At 40.8% G+C, this 17,422-nt stretch carries 13 protein-coding genes; 7 read left to right on the top strand and 6 right to left on the bottom strand.

Annotated elements, in window-relative coordinates:
- Window positions 1-137 precede the first annotated feature (137 nt).
- From AACU33_RS03900 to AACU33_RS03885, 4 genes are all read right to left on the bottom strand, one after another.
- Complete coding sequence (locus tag AACU33_RS03900; protein ID WP_096587131.1) at window positions 138-911, bottom strand: PEP-CTERM sorting domain-containing protein; 774 nt, start codon at window positions 909-911, stop codon at window positions 138-140.
- Between the two features lie 726 nt (window positions 912-1,637).
- Window positions 1,638-2,240 (bottom strand): cytochrome c oxidase subunit 3, encoded by a 603-nt coding sequence (locus AACU33_RS03895; protein WP_096587130.1) that lies wholly within the window; start codon window positions 2,238-2,240, stop codon window positions 1,638-1,640.
- Between the two features lie 151 nt (window positions 2,241-2,391).
- Window positions 2,392-3,786 (bottom strand): cytochrome c oxidase subunit I, encoded by a 1,395-nt coding sequence (locus tag AACU33_RS03890; RefSeq protein ID WP_339375747.1) that lies wholly within the window; start codon window positions 3,784-3,786, stop codon window positions 2,392-2,394.
- Window positions 3,787-4,037: 251 nt separating this feature from the next.
- On the bottom strand, window positions 4,038-4,217 hold the full coding sequence (locus AACU33_RS03885) for a hypothetical protein (protein ID WP_339375746.1): 180 nt from the start codon (window positions 4,215-4,217) through the stop codon (window positions 4,038-4,040).
- An 830-nt stretch (window positions 4,218-5,047) separates the two neighbouring features.
- On the opposite strand from AACU33_RS03885, the gene AACU33_RS03880 reads away from it, so the two are divergent.
- The 3 genes from AACU33_RS03880 (at window position 5,048) to AACU33_RS03870 (ending at window position 7,171) form a co-directional block, all read left to right on the top strand.
- Window positions 5,048-5,422 carry a four-helix bundle copper-binding protein gene (locus AACU33_RS03880; RefSeq protein WP_096595120.1) on the top strand — a complete coding sequence of 125 codons (375 nt, stop codon included), beginning with the start codon at window positions 5,048-5,050 and terminating at the stop codon, window positions 5,420-5,422.
- A gap of 88 nt (window positions 5,423-5,510) precedes the next feature.
- Window positions 5,511-6,311 (top strand): hypothetical protein, encoded by an 801-nt coding sequence (locus tag AACU33_RS03875; protein ID WP_096587129.1) that lies wholly within the window; start codon window positions 5,511-5,513, stop codon window positions 6,309-6,311.
- 404 nt (window positions 6,312-6,715) lie between these two features.
- Entirely contained in the window at window positions 6,716-7,171 is a 456-nt protein-coding gene (locus tag AACU33_RS03870; RefSeq protein WP_096587128.1) for a hypothetical protein, read from the top strand.
- A gap of 435 nt (window positions 7,172-7,606) precedes the next feature.
- Here the strand turns inward: AACU33_RS03870 and AACU33_RS03865 are convergent, their stop codons facing one another.
- Window positions 7,607-11,512 carry a tetratricopeptide repeat protein gene (locus tag AACU33_RS03865; RefSeq protein WP_096587126.1) on the bottom strand — a complete coding sequence of 1,302 codons (3,906 nt, stop codon included), beginning with the start codon at window positions 11,510-11,512 and terminating at the stop codon, window positions 7,607-7,609.
- Window positions 11,513-11,822: 310 nt separating this feature from the next.
- On the opposite strand from AACU33_RS03865, the gene AACU33_RS03860 reads away from it, so the two are divergent.
- From AACU33_RS03860 to AACU33_RS03850, 3 genes are all read left to right on the top strand, one after another.
- Entirely contained in the window at window positions 11,823-12,563 is a 741-nt protein-coding gene (locus AACU33_RS03860; protein ID WP_096595119.1) for a prolipoprotein diacylglyceryl transferase family protein, read from the top strand.
- Window positions 12,564-12,627: 64 nt separating this feature from the next.
- On the top strand, window positions 12,628-14,046 hold the full coding sequence (locus AACU33_RS03855) for a radical SAM protein (protein ID WP_096587125.1): 1,419 nt from the start codon (window positions 12,628-12,630) through the stop codon (window positions 14,044-14,046).
- A gap of 36 nt (window positions 14,047-14,082) precedes the next feature.
- Entirely contained in the window at window positions 14,083-14,403 is a 321-nt protein-coding gene (locus AACU33_RS03850) for a hypothetical protein (RefSeq protein WP_096587124.1), read from the top strand.
- A gap of 325 nt (window positions 14,404-14,728) precedes the next feature.
- On the opposite strand, the gene AACU33_RS03845 is transcribed toward AACU33_RS03850, so the two are convergent.
- Window positions 14,729-14,983 carry a hypothetical protein gene (locus AACU33_RS03845; RefSeq protein ID WP_339376488.1) on the bottom strand — a complete coding sequence of 85 codons (255 nt, stop codon included), beginning with the start codon at window positions 14,981-14,983 and terminating at the stop codon, window positions 14,729-14,731.
- Between the two features lie 884 nt (window positions 14,984-15,867).
- Between AACU33_RS03845 and AACU33_RS03840 the strand changes: the two genes are divergently transcribed.
- A complete protein-coding gene (locus AACU33_RS03840) occupies window positions 15,868-17,241 on the top strand; it encodes a cytochrome 450 (RefSeq protein ID WP_339375745.1) in 1,374 nt (457 codons plus the stop codon).
- Window positions 17,242-17,422 lie beyond the last annotated feature (181 nt).

Genomic DNA, 17,422 nt, shown 5'->3' with positions numbered 1-17,422 from the left:
AAAGTAGAAAAATTTTATCTAAGTGGGAGTATAGCCTGCGATCGCCAAGCCCATATTGAGAACTATTTTCATAGATAATGCCCTTACTGTTGTGTAAGGGCATTAAAATGAGTCTATTTTTGGAAAAATCTCTCAAACTATGCTGTTCGAGAAGTTTTTTGTCTCTTGCGCTTAATCCACCACCCGAAAGCGCCAGCAACCACCGTACCACCAAGAGTTAGGGGTTCTGGAACCGATGATGATTCCAGCGCAATCGAAGTAGTAATTGAGAAATTAGACTCTGTGGTGTGGCGTTCTGCAAAGAAGAGATTAAAATCATAGGTTTTCCCAGGTGTCAGACCCAGAGTATCAAGATTCACGCTTTGGGACTCGGCTTTGTGAACTCCGCCAAGATCTATAACAAGTTGTTTATTCAGGAAAACCCACAGATCGTCATCTCCAGTAAATTCAAAGGTTTGTCCAGGTTGATAAGTAAACTGGGAAGCGATCTCATAGGTAAAGTGATAGTTATGTACGCGCCCCTGATTGCCGAATAGCTGATTATCAATTGGAAAAAACGAATTACTGCTATAAGTGTAAAGACCACTATTTCCAATTTCATTCAGTGTAATTGTATGCTGCTTGCTAAGATTTACACTAGGAACATCTCGATACCATTGGTCAAAGGCAGCTTGACCATGAGTTGTTGCAGTACCTAGGCCTCCAGCATAGACTGGCTTATTGTCTGCACCAAGTATTGATTGCACAATACCTTTATCGGGGCCAAGTTCCTTTTCAAAGTCTGGATGGGTATCGTTAAAGTCTCGAATGATTCCTGTCAAGTTGATAGTCGCCGCGTTAGCTGAAGAGGTAGCGAACATCACTATCAGACCTGCACCCAAAGCTTTCAGTAATACAGTGGGTTTCGTCATAACTTAATTTCTCCAAAGTGGTGATGGTTGAAAGCAGGATCGAAATTTTGGTAGCACCTGGAAAAAAATATCTCAGACAAAAAATTACTAACTGGAAAACATTGAGGTTCAGCAATGAAACAGTCAGCATTTGCAAGAACACTGTTCTTGTAAACCTTTTGTGGGATCAAAGGACTGTGTCCGCAGAACGATCTCAAGACTCAGGCTCAGTATAAGCCCCCAGAGATAAGTTTTTATATATAGCTGCTAGTTGCGATCGCCAGATATGATTCCTGTATTGAAATACACTCCCATAGATGATTGAAAACTAAGCAAATAGGTTTTTAGTACCTTACTTTTAAGTTGTATGTATGACTCACAATGAACATCGCGTAAAATTATACACGTATATTACGGTATGCCTCTGGTATATTACTAGTTGATTTTATGGATAAGATGCTTGGTAAACAATAGAAAACAATAAGTATATAGTTTTTTCATAAAAAGATACATAAACTTTTTCTACTAATAAAAGATTTAATAATTCAAATTTGGACAATATTCCGATAAAGCGATCGCCTAAAAGCTTAGTCAATAACTCATTCGCAATTGCAAATAGTATTACTATCTACTGTTTAAAATATATAGAAAAGTAAAACGGGCATCGCCACCAAAACGCTGATGTGGCAATGCCCGCCCGATATTAAAAGTTACAAAAGTTAATCTAGGTAGTGCCTAACTGAGTATTCACTGCCAGATATAAAGCAGAACAAACAAAACGATCCAGATAACATCGACGAAGTGCCAGAACAACGAAGTTGCATTCACACCGAAGTGGCCAGAATCGTAATTACCAGGAATAAAGGAGCGAACTAGAATAATTAGTTGCAACAAGATCCCAGTAAGCACGTGCAAACCGTGGAAACCTGTCAGCAGGTAGAACATCCCGCCAAATACACCGGAAGTAAAACCAAAGGCGAGGCTGTTCCATTCAATCGCCTGTCCTACTAAAAAGTAGCTGCCCATAGCCATTGTAGCTAAGAGAAACAGACGAAATTTCATTAAGTCATGACGCTGGAGAGCGCGTTCTGCTAGGTAAATCACAAAGCTACTGGAAACCAGAATCGCGGTGTTAATTGCAGGCTCTTTGATTTCTAACCCAGAAACACCAGCTGGTAGCCAGTTAGGAGTTGTGATTTTATAAACAATATATCCAGCGAAAAAACTCAGAAAAATGACGCTTTCGGAAATTAGGAAGACAATAAAGCCGAACATCTTATTGCCTTCTTCGTCGTGGGTATGTTCGCTACCTGTGTGGTGTAACTCCCCAGATGAAAGATAACTGTCCATTGCTAAAATTCTCGTTGACGTTGCAGAAGAGGGTTGAGGTAGAGAGGGAAAAATAAACGAACCACAGAGAACGCAGAGGGCACAGAGAAGAGGTAATTATTAAGTGCTTTAGCTAAACTCTGCGCCCCATTGCGTTTAAAAACTTACTCCTTTATTTCCTCTGCGCAATTAAAGGTTCCGACTTACCGTAGCCGTAAGGTTCGCTAATCACGGTAGGAATTTCTTCAAAGTTTTCTACTGGGGGGGGTGAAGAAACTAACCATTCCAACCCAATTGCCCGCCAAGGATTATCAGGTGCTTTCTCACCATGCATCCAGGAAACTACCATATTGAAGATGAAGGGCAAGGTAGACATTCCTAACAGGAAAGAACCAAGGCTAGCGATGATATTCCAGAATTCATACTCTGGGGCGTAGGAAGAGACGCGACGTAGCATCCCTTGCAAACCTAAGGGGTGCATGGGCAAAAAGTTGAGGTTAATACCAATGAATGTCAACCAGAAGTGCAATTTGCCCCAACCTTCGTAGTACATCCGACCGGTCATTTTCGGGAACCAGTGGTAAAAGGCTGCATACAAGCCCATTGTCACCGTACCGAAGAGTACATAGTGGAAGTGTCCCACCACAAAATAGGTGTTGTTGACGTGAACATCAACAGGTACGGAGGAAAGCATGATCCCAACGATGCCTGCAAAGACGAACAAAATCAATGCACCGAGGGAGAAAAGCATGGGTGTAGTTAGTCGCAGCTTACCACCCCAGATAGTTGCAACCCAAGCAAACACCTTAATACCAGTGGGTACAGATACCAACATCGTTGTCAGCATAAATAGCATCCGCATCCAAGCAGGTGTACCGCTAACGTACAAATGGTGTACCCACACAATGGCGCTAACTGCTGCAATCAAGATCGATGAAATAGCAACTACTTTGTAACCAAATAGAGGTTTACGGCTATAAACAGGGAAGATTTCTGAGAATATGCCAAAGATAGGCAGAATAATCACATAAACAGCAGGGTGGGAATAGAACCAGAAATAGTGTTGGAACATAACTGGATTCCCGCCTTTACTGGGATCAAAAAAGGCAGTACCAGCAGTCAAGTCTAGTAGCAGCATGACTGCACCAGCAGTTAAGGCAGGTAGACCGAATAGTTGGATAATCTGAGCGCTAAATACAGCCCAAACGAACAGAGGCATCCGGAAGAAGGTCATACCTGGTGCCCGCATCTTAACGATGGTGGTGACAAAGTTAACTGCCCCCATAATTGAGGAGACACCAGATACTGCCACTGCCAATAACCAGATGACTTGACCGTTAATCAAATGACCTGTGGGGTTTTGCAGACTGACTGGTGGATAAGCCCACCAACCTGCTTGGGCTGGGCCGCCAGGAACTAAAAAACTACCCATCAATAAAATCCCGACTACTGGCACCATCCAAAAAGCAACGGCGTTGAGGCGGGGAAAGGCCATGTCTCGCGCCCCAATCATCAAGGGCACTAAATAGTTAGCAAAACCAACAAGTGATGAGCGTACAAGGGACATCCACAGATCTTGTAAGATGAAAACTTGAGTTCCTTTGACATCAAAAGTATATTTATTCTTGAGATAAAGATACTTTCATATACTCCATAGTTGAATTCTTTGAGTATTAATAAATGGTGATTCCGTTCAGGATAAGTTAACCCATATTTTGAGAGAATATTCGATTTGCGCTGCTTATCGTTACCTCAATTCTGACAACTATCTATGTCATTTTGAAATCTTACTGAGTTTTTATTAACCCAAGTTGCTAGTTATAGGGAAGAGCGATCGCTATGTGTCCATAAAGCAATAAAATCCCCTCCAAGAACCCTTTGGCTAGCAACCAAATAATTTGATAATGTGTTTGCAAGGGCAGGTTGTTTTGCTTGGCGGTATCGTCTCTCCAACTCATCAATACTAAGATGCTCTTCGATTTTGATTCGTTTCGGCATTGCGATCGCCCTTTGACTGCACCTTTCTCTTTTATTATGGTTGATTACCCGGACTTCATATTATATCATGTCCGTTTTAATACTTGTCATTGCGACCGTAAAGCCTTCGGCATAGCTTCGCTTAACGCTGAAAGCGTTCCCCGCCGTCAGGCGTTCTCGAAGAGTAGGGTAGGGAAGCAAGCGCAGAGACATTGTGATTGCTACTCTACCCTTCGGGAACGACTACTCTGCGAGAACGCCTCCGGCGAACGTCGAACGAGAAGCCGCTAGCCTGCGGCAACGCTTCGCGAACGCGTCTACGTTCCACTCGCGGCGGACATATCGCAACTAATTTAGCGAACATGATATTACTACCTGATTTCCCAGCCTGTATCCCTTCGTTCTGGGCGGGATGTCGGTAGATCGCATCTTAATTTTCTAAAATCCTCTTGCCTACCTGAGCAAATAATGTCAGGAATCAAACCAGATTCCTCTATAAATTTACAATTATTTTTATCGCGATTTGTTAAAAAAATCTGACATAAATCACTCTTGAGAGTTAAGCCTAACGAGCGATCCCCGGATGACAAATTTAGTTGTTAAAGAAAACACCGCTTTTTTACGGGAGATTCCATCGCTTTATTTATAATAACTCTCAGCAAAATCTCACAGTAAATCTCACTAATTTATGGGAAATTAATACAAATTATCGGTAAACATATCGAGATAGTAAACTTATAAAAACCCTTATAAAACCCTATTGACTGTTAAAAACTATCAGTCTAACGTGATAGATAAGTCCTCCCAAGGACGAGTCACAATACATCAGCTATTTAGGAGGTTTTCCTATGATGATGATGATGATGAACGAATCCATGACCACTGAAATGCAATCTTGCATGGACGCTTGCATGGAATGTCATAAAATGTGCATGGAAGCTATGACCAGCTGTATGTCTATGTCTAAAGGCAAACAGATGGACATGAACATGATGAGCATGATGGGCATGATGCGCGATTGCGCTGAAATGTGCATGATGTGCATGAACATGATGATGAGTGGTTCCGAGTTCATAGGACGCACTTGTATGTTATGTGCCGAAATGTGCGATCGCTGTGCAATGGCTTGCGAACAAATGAGCGACAATCCTAAAATGATGGAATGCGCTGCCGCCTGCCGCAAGTGTGCTGAAGCCTGCCGTTCGATGCAAATGATGCCTGCTTAATTTTCATAACTCGCAGAAGTTACTCTGCAACCTAATATTCAAGCGCTCAGGCTCAACGAGTCTGGGCGCTTGAAGTATATTTAGAAGAATGAAACACCTTAAATCGCGTTCTCAAGATTTGCGGAGTTTGTTTGAGAACAACATCACAATTGAATACGTCGCAGAACCCCTCAAAGCAGTGTCGGCAGAAGCTGAGGTAATACAAGTGTTGCAATGGATGCAAGCACGAGACTTTGATGTAGTTGGTGTGGAGTTGGGAGATACTATCACTGGCTATGTAGAACGCGCCAGCTTGCTCAAAGCCACATCAGGGAAGACATGCAACGACTATCAGCGAGTATTTCATCCTAGAGAACTCATTGCTATTTCCACCCCACTGATGAAATTGCTACCAATTCTACAACAAACTCCCCGATTATTTGTGCTTGACTGTAATCAGGTGACAGGAATTATTACCTGTGGCGATTTGCAAAAAGCACCTGCACGAATGCTACTGTTTGGCTTAGTCACGCTATTAGAAATGAATTTGCTGCGACTTGTGCGACTTTACTATGCTGATGATACTTGGCAGAAAGTTTTAAAGCCAGAACGTTTACAAGTTGCGCAAAGATTATGGCGTGAAAGTCAAGAAAGAAACGAAGCTACAGATTTGTTAGATTATCTGCAATTTTGCGATAAACGCGAGTTAGTTTTAAATCAACCAGAACTGCTTGAGCAACTTGGACTAAAATCAAAGCGATTTGGAGAGCGTTTTCTTAAATCTGCCGAACAGCTACGTAATCGATTAGCACACGCACAAAATTTAGTTAGTGGTTCCTCTTGGATAGAATTAATTTCCCTCGCAGAAGCAATGGAAACATTATTAATTCGCTGCGAGGAAATTGAGTGATATTAATAATTCGTAATTCTTAATTACAAGGGATAGACAAATCATCGTGAAAATTGTAAGTAGGGGCACGGCACCTAAAATATTTTTCACAACTAGACAATCTTACTAGCGCCGTGCCCTTACAAAGACCGAACTATATTGGGCTATAGTTGTTTTGCAATGTAGAAAATTCAACGCTAGCACTAATTTTAAAAGATGCTAAGGGCACGGCAACTACAAACTTTTAGTATATCAAATTATCTTACTAGCGCCGTGCCCCTACGAAGAATTGATGTGTTGCAAACATTATTTGAATTGGTATTATTAATGAACAAAATTGTTATGTAGAAATAAAGAAGGGAAGAAGACGCAGGGATACAGGGAAATAATAAATAACAAATGACCAATAACAACTGAGGATAACTATGGATGCTCAACTAACCAGTAATGAAATTAATGCGACACGGGAGTTATTGGCAAATTACGCTCCCGGAAAGCACGCATTAGATATTTTAGAAAAACACAACGGTAATTATGATACTTCCTTCAATGAATTGTGGGTAGAGAAAAATGGGGTGCTAGTAATGCCAGAGGGTAAATCGCTTTGGCAGACGACGCTGAAAGTATTGCGTCAGGAACTCTGCGGTGATGATGGCTTTCGCGGACAACTCAAAGAATACACTAAAAATCCGGGAAGTGCGCCTTTGCTGACAGGGTTGATTGTCTCCCTAGTGGGTGTAGCAGCAGCGCATGGCTTACCCCTCGATCCTGCCATTGCTACTGTTATTGTTTTATATATTCTCAAAGTCGGACTCAATATATTTTGCGACTACACCGAACCACCTGCTGGTAATTCTGGCACTCTCCCGCCTGCAAACTAATGTGCTGACATACCGCACAGTTAGCGGCAAAGTTGCCTGTTCTGGCTCAACATTCAGAGTAATTATAGAACGTAAGTAGCAAAAGTCTGGGCATTCATGGCAAACATCTTGAGGTAATTGAGCGATGAGTTCATGTTTGTCATCAATATCTTGGTATTTGTGGCAAATGTCTTCATCTTTTCGATAAATAAGACGATATTCATAGTAAAGACGATCGCATTTATCGTAAATGAGTCGATCTTCTTGATGAATAAGACAATATTCATAATAAAGACGATCGCATTTATCGTAAATGAGTTGATCTTTTTTATGAAGAAGACGATATTCATAATAAAGACGATCGCATTTATCGTAAATACGTTGATCTTCTTTATGAATAAGACAATATTTATCGTAAAGACGATCGCATTTATCGTAAATGGGTTGATTGAGTTATCACTCCAAATCTTCATTACCTGACTCAAAACGCTGCTGCACTTCCTCTACCGACACCCCCAAAATCTCGGACACGGCTGCTAATAAACTCTCATCCTGAGTAACTTGGTAGAAACGGGCAAGATTACGAAGACAAATTCCTAAACTATGCTCATCATTAAACTCGACAGAAATCTGTAAAGCTTGCAGATAATTCGCTTTCGCTTTTTCCAGTTCCCCTAATTCTTCTGCAAGTGTACCAAGGTTAAAATAGGTGCTGGCACACTCATAGCGATCGCCAAATTCGATTTTAATATCCAAAGCCTGTTGATAATTGCGCCTCGCCTCTTCAAATTCCCGCAAATTTTGGGCAACAATTCCCAAATTGTGGTATATCCTAGCACAATGATAGCGATCTCCATATTCGATACAAATATCCAAAGCCTGTTGATAATTGCGCCTTGCTTGTTCAAATTCCCGCAATTCTTGGGCAACTACTCCCAACTGGTGGTGTGTGCTGGCACAAGCATAGCGATTGCCATATTCGATTGTAATATCCAAAGCCTGCTGATAATTGCGCCTTGCCTCTTCAAATTCCCGCAATTCCTCGGCAAGCCTTCCTAACTCGTGGTAGGTGCTGGCACAATTATAGCGATCGCCATATTCGATAAAAATATCCAAAGCCTGTCGATAATTGCGCCTTGCCTCTTCAAATTCCCGTAAATCTTGGGCAACACTTCCTAAGTGGTGGTAGGTGCTGGCACAACTATAGCGATCGCCATATTCAATTTTAATATCCAAAGCTTGTTGATAATTGCGTTTTGCTTCTTCAAATTCTCGCAATTCTTCGGCAAGTTTTCCCAACTGGTGGTATGTGCTGGCACAATTATAGCGATCGCCATATTCGATACAAATATCCAAAGCCTGTTGATAATTGTGCCTGGCTTGTTCAAATTTATGCAATTCTTGGGCAACTCTTCCCAACTGGTGGTATGTGCTGGCATAACCATAGCGATCACCATATTCGATTTTAATATCCAAAGCCTGTTGATAATTGCGCCGAGCTTCTGCAAATTCCCCCAACTCTTGGGCAATAATTCCCAATTGGTGATAAGAAACAGCCTGCCAAAGTTGTTTTTGTTTTTCTTCAACACTCTCTAAGGCATCACAAATTTCCAAAGTCTTTTCATAAGACTTTCTAGCTTGTTGGTACTGCTGGGCATTCAGTTGACAACTACCGAGTCTTTCAATTGCAAATGTTATTTGATAACCTAATTCACCTTTGATAAAGGCTGAGGGATAATTCTCTAAACGCTGACAAACTGTTTCTGCCAACTTCAGGTTACTTTGGTTATCACTAACTAAATCAAAGTACTGCTTTAAACAAAAATATATGCTAATACTTTCTTGCTTCTCTAAACAAATCTGCAACGCATTGTAGAGATTTTCATATTCCAGCCTACAAAAACCTATCCCCAATTGTCGTTCTTGAGCATTTTTAGAATCCATCAACTGCTGATAGAAACTTGCCAAACCTTGATAGTGGTTTTTAAATCCCTCACGCAAAGCTGCACGAGTTGCTTCATCGAGAGTTTCTAACTTGGTCTTCAAAAAATACGGAAAAACAGGTTGAATCGTCAACAAGCGCGGTTCTTCATCCATTGGTGAAAGCAAACCCCAGTTAATCGCCTCTTGAATTGCATCAGTAAATTTATCAAAGGGATAATCTTTTAATGGCTCAAAACTTTTTAAGTGCTCAATATACTGGGGAATATATAGAGCGCAAATAAACTTACTAAACTGAGCCAAACACAACAGCAATTTTTGCGCCTCTGCCGATAAATTACTGTGAGAATATTCTACACACTGCAAAATACTTTTAGTCTTATCTTCACTCCCCGTATCTAAATCCACATCCCCAGCTTGCAACCCCTGCAAAATCTCCTGTGGCGATTGCTTTTGCAAATTTGCTAACACAACTTGCATCGCTAAGGGATATCCTGCTAACAAATTCATCAATTTCTGAAAATCCCCATCTTGGCGAATATCAACAATGCGGTGTGGCGGTACATTCCGTTCTAAAATCTTCTCTGCTAATTCCGTCCTGGCTTCTTGATCTAACCCTCGCAACTCATAAACATTTTGTTTAAATGTGGTAGCTTGCAACCAATCTTCCCGACTGCGTGAACCTAAAATTACCTTGGTATTTCCACCTTGTAAACGCCCTAAAAAATCGCGGATTTGATTGCGTTCTATCTCTGGTAAAGTATTTTGAATTGCTAGTTGTTGCCCTGTCACAGATTCTAAGTTATCTAAAATCAAAGCGTAAGCTTCAGCCCGCAGTTTTGCGACTAATTTTTGTACCTGCGCCGCCTGACTCATTGCTTGAAAATTAGCTTGTTCAAATCTGCCATATACCTGCTTACCAATTTCAAACAAAATTTGTGTGAGTGTCCACGCTTTTTCGTCATAGCCAAAATAAAAGACATTCTTGACAAAATTGGTGCGTTGCCACCATTCCCGCAGATAAGTTAATAGGGTAGTTTTGCCCGTTCCCCCCATTCCCTGCAACAGTAAAATGTTATGCCTGAGTACAGCTTTCTCAATTTTGAGAATCTCTAAATCCCGCCCGACAAAACCATATTCTGGCAAGAGGAAACGATACTGACTGCCAAAAGTTTCCCAATATTTTTCTTCTTCCTCTGGTGTAAACTGGCGTAAATTAAAATTCACTGTCTGATTGCAATACACCACAGGTAGCAACCAATCTTCTAAATCAATCGATTTATTAAAATAAGCTTTGCGCGATCTGTTATTAAATAATTCCCGCCTACTCAAGCGAATCGCCTCGGTGATGGGTTGGTTATTAAATAAATGGCGATAAAGCTGTTCCATCATCAACTTAGCCGCCGACACGGTGACAGAATAGCCCATCGCCACTACCATCTGCATTCCCGCTGTCATTAACCGACTTCCTAAGCTGGTTTCCCGGATATCTTCGTCGGGAGTGGAGTTCTTCACCTGCTTCCCTGACTGACAAGCATTGAGAATACAAACCGGAATTCCCTTCCCTGTGAGTAAATCTGCTAACTCCTGCGCCTCGACCAAATCAACTTTTCCCTGAGTCTCGCCCTCAAAAGATAAAAACGCCCTCACGCCGTCAAATTTCTGCAAATCATTCCGCCCATAGCGCCTTTGATATAAATAGCGTCCGGGTTTGCTGGGTTTTTGTGTCTGTTCATAAGTCATCAGCGCCCCATGACAATCTAAATGGATGACATGGTAATATCCCGCACCTTTAGCTTCTAAATGCTGCGATAAAGCTTGGTAAGTCCCTGGACGCAGCAATTCTACATTCACCCGCAAGTGGCTATTTTCAATCAACTCTATCAACGGGCGAGAAATTGTCCGATAACCTACGTCCTGTTCTTCATCTGGACGCGCCACCACTACTAACAAATTAATCACTGGGGAAGTTTGCACTTCTGCATAGATGGGTGCTGGTTGGTTACGCTTACGCACCATCACACAATTCACTGCTAGGGGACGGGGTAAATCTTGATCGCGCAATGCTTCCCAATGCAGTGCTTGAAATTCTGGTGTTTTACCGACAATCTCAATTTGTAATTGACTTAAATTACTCCGTAAGCGTTGATAGGCGCTGTAAGCATTGAAATCAACTCGAAAAACTTGCTCAAATAGCTGTTCTCCGTAAGTTTTAATACTAGCTGCTGCTGCTTCTGCTTTTACCGTATCCAGCAGGGGAAAAATCAACCATTCCTCAAAATACCACTCTAGTTGTTTTTCTACCTTGGGTGTAAAAGGGTCAGTAATTTTGACTAGATAATCTCCTCTACCATCAAAACTGAGAATGGCATTAAATCCACCTTCTGTTGTCGATTCTTCCCGAATAGTGATAATTGGCATGGTGCAGTCTGCTTGATGCTAAATGCGATTCGCCTAGTCATATACTACACAACAGATTTAGCGATCGCCTTTGGGTACTTTGTAGAACGATACCGTTCAGTTAAGGATAAATGTAGATAAATGTAGGTTGGGTTGAACGAAGTGAAACCCAACAAAGCGCCGAAAATGTTGGGTTTCGTCCCTCAACCCAACCTACGCCAAATCAGTTTTTTAACGCTAACTGAACCGTATTGCTTTATTTATGTTTAACTACTTATTAATACAACTTGATACTTTATAAACACCCTCTAATTACGAATTACGAATTATGTTGACTTTCCCTGTTTATATCGGGATAGGTTCGTTGCGAATTCATCCGCATATTTTATTTGAATCTTTAGCTTATACTACTGCCTTTCGATTATTAATTCGCCGCGTTCGCAAAGATTCTATTGCACCTAGCCAACGTAGTTCGGTAATAGTTGGTGGTATGGTAGGTGCTTTAATTGGAGCCAAAATGCTTGTTTGGCTGCAACATATTGATTTAATTTGGCAAAATCAACAGCAATTACTTTTACTATTACTGCAAGGTAAAACAGTTGTCGGCGCACTTTTAGGCGGGTTGATTGGTGTAGAAATTACCAAAAAAATTTTTGGTATTCATCAATCTACAGGTGATGTATTTGTTTATCCTTTAATTTGGGGAACAGCGATTGGTAGGATTGGTTGCTTTCTGACAGGGTTGAGCGATCGCACTTACGGTATCGCTACAAACCTACCTTGGGGGATAGATTTTGGCGATGGCGTTCACCGTCATCCTACACAATTATATGAAATCTTATTTTTAGGATTATTAATTTTATTTTTGCACTTTCGCAGCCGCTATCAATATCACAATGGTGATTTATTTAAATTTTATTTAGTTTCCTATTTAGGCTTTCGTTTTCTGGTAGATTTCATTAAACCTGAGTTTCATCCTTTCTTAGGATTGAGTGCTATTCAACTTGCTTGCCTATTAACTATTTTGTATTACCGCCGCAGTATTACCCAGATGTTTCAATTTAAAAATTGATTGCAGATTATACATTATTTTCAATAATCGTCAGGTGCGCATTGCCCACCCTACAAAAACTACCATGCCTACTCGCAATTATCTATTTTACGGTTTAACTAATAGTGTTTGCTCCAAATGTTTAGTTAAAGTAGAAGCCAAAATCATTTTTCAAGATGATTGTGTTTACCTAGTTAAACATTGTCCCACTCACGGACGGGAAGAGGTTTTAATAGCTGATGATATTGAATATTATAAAAAGTCATTAGAATTTATCAAACCTGGGGATATGCCCCTCAAGTTTAATACTCCTATCAAATATGGCTGTCCTTATGATTGTGGACTTTGCCCAGATCACGAACAGCATAGTTGTTTAACATTAATTGAAGTGACAGATCGATGTAATCTTTCTTGTCCAATTTGTTATGCTGATTCTGGCGCGGAAGAAGTTTCCCAATTATCTCATCAACCACGAAAGCATCGCAGTTTAGCGCAAATTGAAAGCATGATTGATGCGGTGGTAGCAAATGAAGGCGAACCGCAGATAGTGCAATTAAGTGGTGGGGAACCAACCATTCATCCTGAGTTTTTTCAAATCTTGGATATTGTCAAAAATAAGCCGATTAAGCATTTAATGATCAATACCAATGGCGTGATGATTGCTAAGGATAAATCTTTTTGCGATCGCTTGAGCCAATATATGCCAGGAATTGAAATATATTTGCAATTTGATAGCTTTGAAGCCGACGCTTTAAAAGAGTTACGCGGTGCAGATTTACGGAATGTGCGCGAAAAAGCAATTGCCCATCTCAACGAATATAATATCTCCACTACTTTGGTTGTCACCTTGAAAAAAGGATTGAATGACAACGAAATTGGTAAAATTATCGAGTATGCTTTACAACAAAAATGTATCCGAGGCGTGACTTTTCAACCGATACAAGCCGCCGGAAGATTAACAGGATTTGACGCCAAACGAGACAGATACACCTTAACAGAAGTTCGTCGCTCAATTTTAGAACAAAGTCCTTATTTTAAACCTGAAGATATTCTTCCAGTTCCCTGTCATCCCGATTCTTTAGCGATGGCTTATGCATTGAAACTCAATGGTAAAGTTATACCTTTGACTGGGTTAATTAATCCAGATGTTTTTGTCAAAATCATGCCGAACAGCGTGCTTTACGAACAAAATGAAGACCTGAAGCAGCAAATTTTTCAATTATTTTCTACCAGTCATTCACCAAACTCTGCGGCTTTATCACTCAAGCAACTTCTATGTTGTTTACCAATGATAGCCGTACCAGAAGGGATTAATTACTCCAATGTATTTCGAGTAATGATTGTGCAGTTTCTCGACCCTTTTAATTTTGATGTTCGTTCGGTTAAGCGCTCTTGTATTCATATTGTGCATCCAGATGGTAGGATTATCCCATTTGATACTTTCAATATGTTTTACCGCGAGGGTAGCGCTGGATCTCACTTTGTGAATAACCGTCCCTCGTGAATTTAATCTATCGGCGTCATCTACAGGGCTAAATTAATGTCTCAAGGAAATGAAATTTTAAATATTATTTTAGGGATATTTCTTTTATTTGGGCTACATTTATTAGCAGTAGGTATAATCTTTTTGCTAGGCTGGGGTTATGGCTTAATATTTGGCTACAGTAATTATTATTATTTAGGAATTTGGATTATTGGTAGTTGGGGATTTTTTCTCTGGCAAATGTTATATGTCATTCCCCTTTGTATTTGGCTAAGACGACAACAGCGTTTGGCAATGATGAAAGGGGTAATTATTGGTGCAGTAATTACTGCTTTATTGAATGGTACTTGTTTTTTACTACTATTTACTAATCGTTAAGCGTCTGTAGGTTATATCATATTCGTTCAAACGCCTGTCATTGCGATCGGAGAAAAGCAATCTCAACAACACTGCGAGTGCTTCGTTCCACTGCTTTTCACTCGCAATGACGTATCATAAGTAATTTGCCAGCCATCATAATTAGTCCTGATTACGAATTTAGATTCCCGACTTTGTAGAAAAGTCGGGAATTTTGCAGCCTATCAAAATTAATGACATGACGCAATAGGTGAGAATTTGGGATAGTGAGGGGTCTGATAACAAGAGTGTCACGCTAAGTTGACACAAGCGAACAACTTTGTCACCTTACCCATCGTCTTGATTGCTAGAAATCATCCAACCTAATATCCTTCCAAATTTCCGAAACCTGCCAGCCTGTGTTACCAACTGATAGGACTACAGGATTGTCGCGTAAAGGAATATAGTTAGGTTCTCTATTCTCTACATCCAGTACTGGTCTGTTATCCTCCACCGATTCCGGAAAATCGATAGTATCATCCTGAAGATTTTGTTCTTCTGTTTCCTCCATAATCTTAATTTTCTTGAGTAGGAGTTTTTCAGATTTTTTGATCAGTTTCATCATTTATCTACTTAGAATTTTGAAACATGGACACTCAGAAATGAGAATCTTCTTGATTCTGAAAGAGGATAACATAATCTTTTCAAAATCTTCAGAAGATTCGCAAAAAATTTTATGGGGTATATTGTTGAATAATTTAACCAAGACTAACTAGGATACAGCAAATTTGAGAAAAATACGAGCATTTTTCTTAACAATGGAAAAGCAACGTTTCCCCAATCTTTAGGACTTAAGCATGAAACGAAAAATCAATGGCTTTGGGTTCTATGAGATTCTGCAATAGCCAATGTTGGAGGAGAAACAAAGCTGCTAATGCCGTTTCACTTTAAATAATGATACACGTAGGCAAGCAGGGGGGCAGGGAGCATGGAGCAGGGGGGAAAGAATTAGAGATTCATCATGTGTATCAGATATTTCGGGAAATGGTATAAGCTTTTTATCTATCGATCGCGTTTGAGCGATAGGCATGATTTGCTGTCAATCTTTCACTTCATTCGCACACCTAAGAACCTGAGGTGTGTGACAGCATCAGCATCCCAAAATTTTGTGATGGCTTTTTAATTGCTTATGTAAAATTAACTTTACATAATCTTTACTTTGCATAAGCCTTTCACTAAAGGTTGATAAGTAATTAAATGTATTGCAAATACTTACTACTTCGGTGATTCAGGCAGCCAATTTCAATTGAAGTTAAAACCTAGCAACTATACCGCAGAGCATCAATATTTAATTACCTGGATTCGATCGTCTCTTGGCTTTGATATCAAAAATCTAGTTGATAAAGCCGAAAAATACGATGTTTGTTTTGGAGTTGAGATCGGTATTGATTTTGGAGTTTACATAAATTAATGAACCTCAACATAGATAAAATCTTTTCATTGCTCATGAGTCCAGCACTCAATGAGTTTCAGATATGGGCTTTGCAGCGCCCGAATAAAAGCATTAGCAAAACAATCCTACCAATTATTAGTTTTGTCGAAGGCCTAATTGCTAATGAACCCACATACCTAGATGCCAAGCGGCTGGCTTTTGGATCTAACTTTTGCTGTGCTGGACAGGTAGTATTAGGAGAATTCAATACCCTAGAAACGGCGCTGACTTCACCGCAAGCACGCACATGGCAACTGGGAACTTCAGTACTAGATGCAGATCAAGCTCCTAACCACGATGTTGATGAAAGAAATGTTTTCTTACTTTCTTTATCGGACGAGGAGGCTGGCGGTAGTAGCGACCATAAAGCTTTTAGGCAATGTATGCAAAAATACACCCTAAATGCTGCGACAACAGAGCGTCAACGCGATGCGATCGCCAAAAAATTGCTCGATAAGTTAGCAGCAGATTACTTAGAAATGCCGCATGGTATGGGTGGAGAGTTTTTCTCTGACGAAAAGCGGGGTTGGATGGGGTTTATAGTGCGATATATGCACTATGTGCTTTTTGGGCTTAACCCGGATGATGAACAGTCAATAAATTTGCTGACGGATTTATACTACACGCGCATGAGTCCGTTGCATTATTTGGCTGGTATCGGTAGCCTGTTGCAGAGTCAAAGCCTGAAGGGACATGGGAATCTCTTCGATCTGATCGAGCAGGCGGCGACTATTTATGAAAATTCTCCCGCCCTAGCAGACTTTGAGGAGAACAATCCCGAATACAACAATATGACTCGGCGCGAACTGGCGAAGCTGATGACAGCTATCATGGGTATCGCCGCGCTGCAAGGCCCGTTGCATCTTGGTTACACGGCGATGGGTTATCGTCCCCTTCCTAACTATAAAGGCAGACAGACAGCCGATATTGATTTGACCCGTTATTGGGATGAACTCGATCTAGACGATCGCGAAGCTGTAAAGCTCTATCTTTTAGAGTGCGCCCGACTTTGGGCACCTGTAAGCGCTACGCATCGGATAGCAACTGAATCCTTCACAGTGAAAATAGCTGGCAAAAAACGGACGTTCCCCGCAGGTACTAAGGTACTGATACCAATGAGTTTGGGGCTGCTGGATGAAGGGTTTTGGGGATCTACAACCTACGAATTCAATGCACAACGCCAGAACCTTTGCCCCTTCCACATGGGCTTTCATGCTGTAGGCGATCGCAGTGCGGGGCGCATCTGTCCTGGTAAAGATGTGGCGCTAGATATGCTTGTGGATGTCATAACTACTCTCGGTAGAGTGCGCCGTTCTTCTTCATCTAATTCTTTGGCGATCGCAGTAGAATCTCCCGAAAGTAACAAAACTGCCATATTGACCAATTAAAGTTACGGGATTCTATTAATCCAACCTGATTTGTATATCAATACTTTCGCCAAAATCAAACTGTGCGAACCAATACTATTTCCCCAGCCTGTAAGGATTTCATCTGACGCAGGCAAGTTCTGTAAGTTTACCCTAGGCTTTCAGCTGCGGGTGTTGCCTAAAATTGGTGAAGGTATTGTTA

The sequence above is a fragment of the Calothrix sp. NIES-2098 genome (genome assembly GCF_963875125.1).
Classification (GTDB): Bacteria; Cyanobacteriota; Cyanobacteriia; order Cyanobacteriales; family Nostocaceae; genus Aulosira.
The sequence above is the reverse complement of the archived record's forward strand: the minus strand, read 5'-3'. Positions and strand labels throughout refer to the sequence as shown.

What these genes read in the sequence shown, in the direction of transcription:
- AACU33_RS03850 (WP_096587124.1), top strand. Translation starts at nt 14,083, where the DNA reads ATGTCTCAAGGAAATGAAATTTTAAATATTATTTTAGGGATATTTCTT.
- AACU33_RS03870 (WP_096587128.1), top strand. Translation starts at nt 6,716, where the DNA reads ATGGATGCTCAACTAACCAGTAATGAAATTAATGCGACACGGGAGTTA.
- AACU33_RS03900 (WP_096587131.1), bottom strand. Translation starts at nt 911, where the DNA reads ATGACGAAACCCACTGTATTACTGAAAGCTTTGGGTGCAGGTCTGATA.
- AACU33_RS03890 (WP_339375747.1), bottom strand. Translation starts at nt 3,786, where the DNA reads ATGTCCCTTGTACGCTCATCACTTGTTGGTTTTGCTAACTATTTAGTG.
- AACU33_RS03855 (WP_096587125.1), top strand. Translation starts at nt 12,628, where the DNA reads ATGCCTACTCGCAATTATCTATTTTACGGTTTAACTAATAGTGTTTGC.
- AACU33_RS03875 (WP_096587129.1), top strand. Translation starts at nt 5,511, where the DNA reads ATGAAACACCTTAAATCGCGTTCTCAAGATTTGCGGAGTTTGTTTGAG.
- AACU33_RS03880 (WP_096595120.1), top strand. Translation starts at nt 5,048, where the DNA reads ATGATGATGATGATGAACGAATCCATGACCACTGAAATGCAATCTTGC.
- AACU33_RS03845 (WP_339376488.1), bottom strand. Translation starts at nt 14,983, where the DNA reads ATGAAACTGATCAAAAAATCTGAAAAACTCCTACTCAAGAAAATTAAG.
- AACU33_RS03895 (WP_096587130.1), bottom strand. Translation starts at nt 2,240, where the DNA reads ATGGACAGTTATCTTTCATCTGGGGAGTTACACCACACAGGTAGCGAA.
- AACU33_RS03865 (WP_096587126.1), bottom strand. Translation starts at nt 11,512, where the DNA reads ATGCCAATTATCACTATTCGGGAAGAATCGACAACAGAAGGTGGATTT.
- AACU33_RS03840 (WP_339375745.1), top strand. Translation starts at nt 15,868, where the DNA reads ATGAGTCCAGCACTCAATGAGTTTCAGATATGGGCTTTGCAGCGCCCG.
- AACU33_RS03885 (WP_339375746.1), bottom strand. Translation starts at nt 4,217, where the DNA reads ATGCCGAAACGAATCAAAATCGAAGAGCATCTTAGTATTGATGAGTTG.